The sequence below is a fragment of the Desulfovibrio sp. genome (genome assembly GCF_047607245.1).
Taxonomy (GTDB): Bacteria; Desulfobacterota; Desulfovibrionia; order Desulfovibrionales; family Desulfovibrionaceae; genus Desulfovibrio.
Map to the genome: position 1 here is coordinate 1 of NZ_JASGDK010000180.1, position 6,569 is coordinate 6,569.

The 6,569-nt window shown below is 53.3% G+C and carries 4 protein-coding genes; 1 reads left to right on the forward strand and 3 read right to left on the reverse strand.

The window, feature by feature from the left end:
• The 3 genes from QM579_RS13245 to QM579_RS13255 form a co-directional block, all read right to left on the reverse strand.
• Window positions 1-578: branched-chain amino acid ABC transporter permease (locus tag QM579_RS13245; protein ID WP_414999600.1), on the reverse strand; the 578-nt coding region annotated here is incomplete at its 3' end.
• 181 nt (window positions 579-759) lie between these two features.
• Window positions 760-1,929 carry an ABC transporter substrate-binding protein gene (locus QM579_RS13250; RefSeq protein WP_414999601.1) on the reverse strand — a complete coding sequence of 390 codons (1,170 nt, stop codon included), beginning with the start codon at window positions 1,927-1,929 and terminating at the stop codon, window positions 760-762.
• Window positions 1,930-2,782: 853 nt separating this feature from the next.
• Window positions 2,783-3,070, reverse strand: a complete 288-nt coding sequence (locus tag QM579_RS13255) for a hypothetical protein (RefSeq protein ID WP_414999602.1) — start codon at window positions 3,068-3,070, stop codon at window positions 2,783-2,785.
• 384 nt (window positions 3,071-3,454) lie between these two features.
• On the opposite strand from QM579_RS13255, the gene QM579_RS13260 reads away from it, so the two are divergent.
• Window positions 3,455-5,782, forward strand: coding sequence for a methyl-accepting chemotaxis protein (locus QM579_RS13260; protein WP_414999603.1), 2,328 nt, complete (start codon window positions 3,455-3,457; stop codon window positions 5,780-5,782).
• Window positions 5,783-6,569: the final 787 nt, after the last annotated feature.

The window sequence follows — 6,569 nt, forward strand, 5'->3', positions numbered from 1 at the left end:
ATAAGGGGCAGGGCGAAGCGGTCCCAGGACACGGCGCGCATGGCCATGCCCACCTTGGTGCGCGTAACTATGGTTTGCAAAGCGATGAAGACAAGAATAGCCGCCACGATGACCCAGAGTTTCAGGTTGGTGATAACCAGAGGGCCGATGGAGTAGACTGTTTTGTCAATGAGTTCCGGCAGCTTGCGCTTGGTGGCGCCTAAAATCGCAAGGTTGCCGTTTTCAAGAATGAGCCCGCACATAAGGGCCGTGATGACCACGTAAAGGCGGTGTGCGCCCTTGCGGCGCAGAGGCCTGTAGGCCACGCGCTCGATGGTTACGCCCACAAAAGCCGTAAGAATCATTGTAAGAGGAATGGTCAGCCAGAGCACGGTTTGTTGCGGCAGCCCAAGGCCGTCGCCGGAAATGAGCCAGGTTGAAACAAAAAAGGCAATGTACGCGCCCACCATGAAAATATCGCCGTGGGCAAAGTTAATGAGCCGCAGCACCCCGTACACCAGGGTGTAGCCCAAGGCTATAAGCGCGTAAAAACTTCCCCATTGCAGTGCGTTGAGCATCTGCTGCAAAAAAAAGTCCATAGGGCACCCGATTCGGTATCAGCAGTTGGGGTTTGTTTCGGCGTCAGGCTACGCAGAGGGGATGGGCCTTTGCCCATATGCGCGGCCAGTGCCGGAAAAACCCGCAGGCAGTGTGCGCCGTGTGTACCCGCCCCCCGCGGGCACACACGGCCTGCCATCCCAGGCTTGTCAGCAGGTCTGGCTATTTGGGGCAGACTGATTCAACGAAGGCGAAGCTTCCACTGTCAGTAACGCGCACGATAACAGCGCATTTGATGGGGTCGTGGTTAGCGTCGAACTTCATGCTGCCGGTAATGCCGTCGAAGTTTTCAAGGTTGGCCATGTTGTCGCGAATGACCGTACGCTGCTTCTTGAGGTCGGGGTCGATCTTGCCGCCGTTCTGAATGGCCTTCAGTACGATGTTGATGGAGTCCCAGGTAAGGGCGGCAACGTCGTCAGGCACATAGCCGTACTTTGCCTTGTACTTGTCGATGAATTCCTTGGTCTTGCCCGTGGCGCCTTCAGCCGTGTAGTGGGTGGAGAAGTACTGGTCCACGCAGTCTTTGCCGCAAAGGTTGAACAGTTCCGCCGAACCCCAGGCATCAGAACCCATGAAGGGCCCCTTGTAGCCAAGGTCACGCGCCTGCGGCACGATAAGAGCTGCAAAACTGTAGTTCTCGGGCACAAAAATGAAGTCGGGCTTGGCCGCGATGATCTTGGTCAGCTGGGCCGAAAAGTCCTGATCCTTGGGACCGTGCGACTCCATAGCAACCACGGAACCCTTGCCGTGTACCTTCTCAAAGGCGTCCTTAAAGTTGTCAGCCAGGCCCTTGGAGTAGTCGTTGGACACTTCAAAGAGTACTGCGGCCTTTTTGGCTTTAAACTGCTTGCTGGCAAAATCCACGGCTACAGGAGCCTGGAAGGGATCAAGAAAAGCACCGCGGAACACCCAGGGGCGGCCGTTGGTGGCATCAGGGTTGGTGGACCAGGGGGTGATCAGGGGGACTTCTTCGTCGTTGGCAACGCCGCCAGCGGGAACGGCCTGGCGCGAAGACTGCGGGCCCACGATGGCGTGAACCTTGTCGCGTTCAATCAGTTTGAGGGTGACGTTAACCGCAGATTCTGGCTTTGATTCATTGTCTTCATAGATGAATTCAAGCGGATAATATTTGTCACCGACCTTAAGGCCGCCCTTGGCGTTGATTTCTTCTTTCAGCATTTCAGCTGCAAACTTGGAACCTTCGCCGACCTTGGGGATCTCGCCCGTAAGGGGAATAGGGAAGCCGATTTTGATGGGCTGTTCCGCCGCAAGGGCCGCCTGCCCCATAAAGAGTGTCAGAGCACAAGCAGTCGCCAACTTGAACAATTTCATGAAAGCCTCCCAGTGGTTTACGTGCAGGACTGAAATATTTCGATCCATGAATGCACATAAGCAAGAAGGGTTCCATTTTTGTAACATGCTTAAAATAAATGATTAATTAAAAATTGACATGAAAAAAAGTTACGCAACAGTAGTTTTGCTATTGAGTTTGTTACAAAATAGTAGGAAGTGGCCATAATGAGCGCTGATAGCAGCAAAGAATCAGGAGCGTGCCTTTAAGGGCAGCTGGATAAATATTGTGAAAAAACGGACAAATGTAATTAATGAGCTAATTTTATTGAATAAAAAATTAGAAATCTAGGATGCTCTGAGGCGTGGGCAAATAGCAGGTTTTGAGGCTGAATGGTTATACAACCAGCTAAAATCATTAAGTGTTTACATTTATAAGAGCTTTGAAACCCAGTGTAAATATATATACATTTATGTAGAAAATTATCAGGCAAGAAAAAGTGCCCTTCTATATGTTCAAAGAAAAGATTTTATAAATTGGTATGTTATTGTGCTATTATGGTTTCAACATAAGCGTAGAAAATTAGGCGCAGACTACTATTCCCATTTTGCCGCCAAAGCCGTTAAGCAGAAAACAGGTGAATTGTCTGGGGGGATGTTGCGCTGGTATGCTCTATGTTTTTCCTTATGGTACAGCAGGTTGAACGGGAAAAAAGTCTCTGTGAGCCTGCCGCACGGTGGTTGCGCCCTCATTCAGGCTGCCGTGTGCCGTGTCGTTGGGGCATTATCCCGACAATTTGCAAGTGTCATGCCTAAAAAAAGAAGAGCAGGGTGCCCTGCTCTTCAGTGGTGTTGTCATTGGGTTGCGCCCGATAAAAAGAATACGGTGGTGGCGCTATTGCCTTTTTTTAGTCTTAAAGCTGCGAAAAAGAAAGAAAATGGCTGCTGCAGCCAGGGGAATGCCCAGGTAGGTCAGCATATTCCAGCTTTCCTGCACTTCAAAATCTGACAGGTCAGCGAAAATCCGTTCCAATAAATAAAGGACAAAAAGCAGGAACAGGCCTGTAAAAAGCGGGTGGTACCAGAAAAATTTAAAACCGCGTTTTTTGAGCATGTGGTACACCCAGATAAAGAGTAGGGCGATGCCGAAGCCCACCAGTGCCCACGTTACATGTGTACTCATGCTCCCTCCTGTTTTATGCCTTGATATGCGGCCCTTGGGTCCATTTTTGCAAGCCAGACCATATAATCATGAAATTACAGTTAATGCCATATAAAAATCCACGCTGCCTGTGGGCGAAAAGCGCTGGCCGGAGAGATTTTTTACCGGGGCTAATGTTTTTTTGCAGTTCAACGATATAAATGAACACCGGATATGCAGGCAAAATTATGCGGTTTTGCATGCAGGCATCCGCGCGGCCTGTGCGTGCATCGCAGACAGCAGCGAAGCGCCATGCGGCGGGTTTGCCGAAAATATTAGATTTTGCGTATCAAAAGCAGTTGTCAACGCCTTCGGCTTGGCATACATGCGGGGTACCTGATTCACCTCAGCGTCTGGGGGCGCACAATGCGACAGCTTCGCATCAATACCATCTGCACAGTGTCCATAACGGCATCCATTTTTGTCATCATAGCGATTCTGATCGTATATGTGTCTTCATCTTCTTACCAGATGGTGTCTGGCGTGCAGAGCGAGGCTCTGGACCAGACTGGCAGGATTGTGGCCCAATCCGCCGAGAACTACATCGAACAGTCCGTTGATGTGGCTTCAGCCCTGGCTGGTCAGGAATCTGTCCGTGACGCTCTGGATGGCTCAACCCTCGCCGCGCAGGATGTGCAGCAGCTTTTGCATACCTATGTGAAGGCCTTTCCGTCCTACTGGTCATTTTTCGTTTTTGATACCAAGGGGCGCATTGTTGCGGGCCTGAACGCCGACCTCAAGGACATGACCGGCGGCGACCGTTTTGACCGCGATTACAGCAAAGCCATTTTCGGCGGCAAAAGCCAGGCATTCAGCGGCAGCGTCATGACGGCCACCACCGACGCAGGCGTGCTGGTGTATGTGGCGGCCAAGGCCGTGTATGGCCCTGACGGCAACCTGCTGGGCGCTGTGGCCGTGTGCCCCCGCTGGAGTGATTTTACCGCAAAAACCATTGACCCCATCCGCCTCGGACAACGGGGCTATGGCTTTGCTCTGGATGCCAAGGGCCGCATCATCGCCCACAGCACCAATAAAAAATTGCTGCTGACAGACCTTTCAGGGCAGGACTTTGTCCAAAAAGCCATGAAAGCTCAGTTGGGCACCATTGAATATCAGTGGGAAGGCGAGAAAAAATTTATGACCGTGGCCCCCATTCCGGCTACGGGCTGGTTTGTCTGCATGAGCGCCTATGACGCCGAACTGGCGGCTCCTGCCCTGACCCAGCGTGCAGTGTTATGCGGGGTGGGGCTGATTGCCATAGTGCTTTTGGCTGGTCTGCTGACCCTTATCAACCAACGCCTGCTGTTTCGGCCTCTGCGTGCTTTGTCCGAGTTTACCGCCAGGGTGGCGGCGGGCGATCTCAAGGCAGAAATGCACGGCCAGTTCAGGGCAGAAATGGCGACATTCGCCGGATATCTGCACAGCATGGTTGAAGAACTTAAAAAGCGCCTTGGGTTCTCGCAGGGGGTGCTGGACGGCATTCCCACGCCTTGCGGCATAGTGGGGCCTGATTTCAATATGATATGGGTCAATGACGAAATATGCCGCCTGCTGGAAAAGACCGATCCGCGCGAATCTTATGTGGGACAGCGCTCCGGCCTGTTCTTCCAGAACGACGCCAGCAGTGAAACCCTGTCTGACCACGCCATCAAAGAGCGTAAGGCTCTTTCGCACGAGTTTGACTACACCACTGTTTCGGGACGCAAGCTGCGCATCGACGTGCACACCACTCCTTTCTACAATCTTGATGGCACTCTGCTGGGTTCCATAGCTTTCTGGAATGATCTTACGGAGATATATACCCAGAAAAGCCGTATTGAAGACCAGAATGCAGCCATAGCCAAGGCGGCCGTAGAGGCTTCACAGGTGGTGGAGCATATGGCCGACGCGTCCAAGCAGCTTTCAGAACAGATTGAGCATTCCAGTCAGGGCGCGCGCGAGCAAAGTTCCCGCGTGTACCAAACGGCCACGGCCGTGGAAGAAATGAACGCCACCATTATGGAAGTGGCGCAAAACGCTGCCGCCACATCACAAAGCGCAGACGCCGCCAAGCAGGAAGCGCAAAGCGGCGCACATCTGGTGGCCGAAGTAACGGCTGCGGTGCAGTCCATCCACGACGAAGCTTCGCGCCTGACCAGTATTATGGACAATCTTGGCGAACAGGCCCGGGGCATTGGGGCCGTTATGGGCGTTATTTCTGACATCGCCGACCAGACAAACCTGCTTGCGCTTAACGCCGCCATTGAGGCCGCCCGTGCGGGCGAGGCCGGGCGCGGGTTTGCCGTGGTGGCGGACGAAGTGCGCAAGCTGGCGGAAAAAACCGCTCAAGCCACTACTGAAGTGCGCCACGCGGTCGGCGGTATTCAGGACGGCACCAAGGATGCCGTAACGCAAATGGAAGCTGCCGTGCAGCGCGTAAGCGAGGCGACCGATCTGGCGCAACGTTCGGGCGAAGCTATCGCCCAGGTAGTGCGTATGGTGGAAGCTGCCGGGGATCAGGTGCACTCCATCGCCACTGCGGCTGAGGAGCAGTCTGCCACGTCAGAGGAAATCAATAAGGCCATCAGCTCCATCAGCAGTATCGCTGCCGACACCGATCAGGGTATGGCGCAGTGCACCATTGCCATCGCTGACCTGTCCAAGCAGGCGGGTGAACTGGAAAAGCTTATTGCCAGCTTGAGCGCCAATGGTTGAGAATTGGCATAGCCCGATGAAATAATGTAGAAGGCCCCGCTGTCAAGCGGGGCCTTCTTATGTGGAAAGATAAGGATTTTCTGCTCAGAGCGGGAGTATCTATATCACCATGGGACATTTTGGGAGGGCTAACGTAACCGCAAAGCACGTTTTCGCGGCGTGAATGCGCATTTTTACTGTAGTTTACGTTAGGTATCTCATTTGGACCGCCTGCGCGGCGGGCGGCAGAAGGGGCCTGTTAGGGGCTGCGCCCCTCCGAGGCCCTCTCTGTACTCCCCCCGGATCACCCCTTGGGCTTTCCATATCCCGTCACGGGGCGAGGGCTGCGCGGCATTTGCTGCGGGAGCTTCCTCGCTTCTCTCGGTGATCTCCCTTCGCGCCACGCAATACCATCGTGTGCTTTCTCGTTGAATGAAAGCTTAGAGGCATCTAATTGTTTTGAGGCGGATCAGTGAGGCAGAAGTGTGAACCGCTCAGTGATGCAAGGAGCCGCGCAGTACAATGCTATCATCCGTTCTCAAATGTAAAAGGAAGTTGGATGATTCTTGGTATAGTTGTGATGAGCAGAGAAGCACACCCCATCGTTAATCTCAACATGTTCAAAGTCAGCGGGTGCAACTGCGTAAGCAATTTGATTCGGATACAGCAGGTTCTCAGGCGAAGCGCAAGCTATTGCCGGGGGCGGCGTCATAAAGAACCGAAGCTGACACGTCGGCGAGGTTCGCGCGCAGCCGACCCCGAAAAAATACTTTTTGGTCGGGGTAGAATAGGGGGTGCTTCGGGGGGG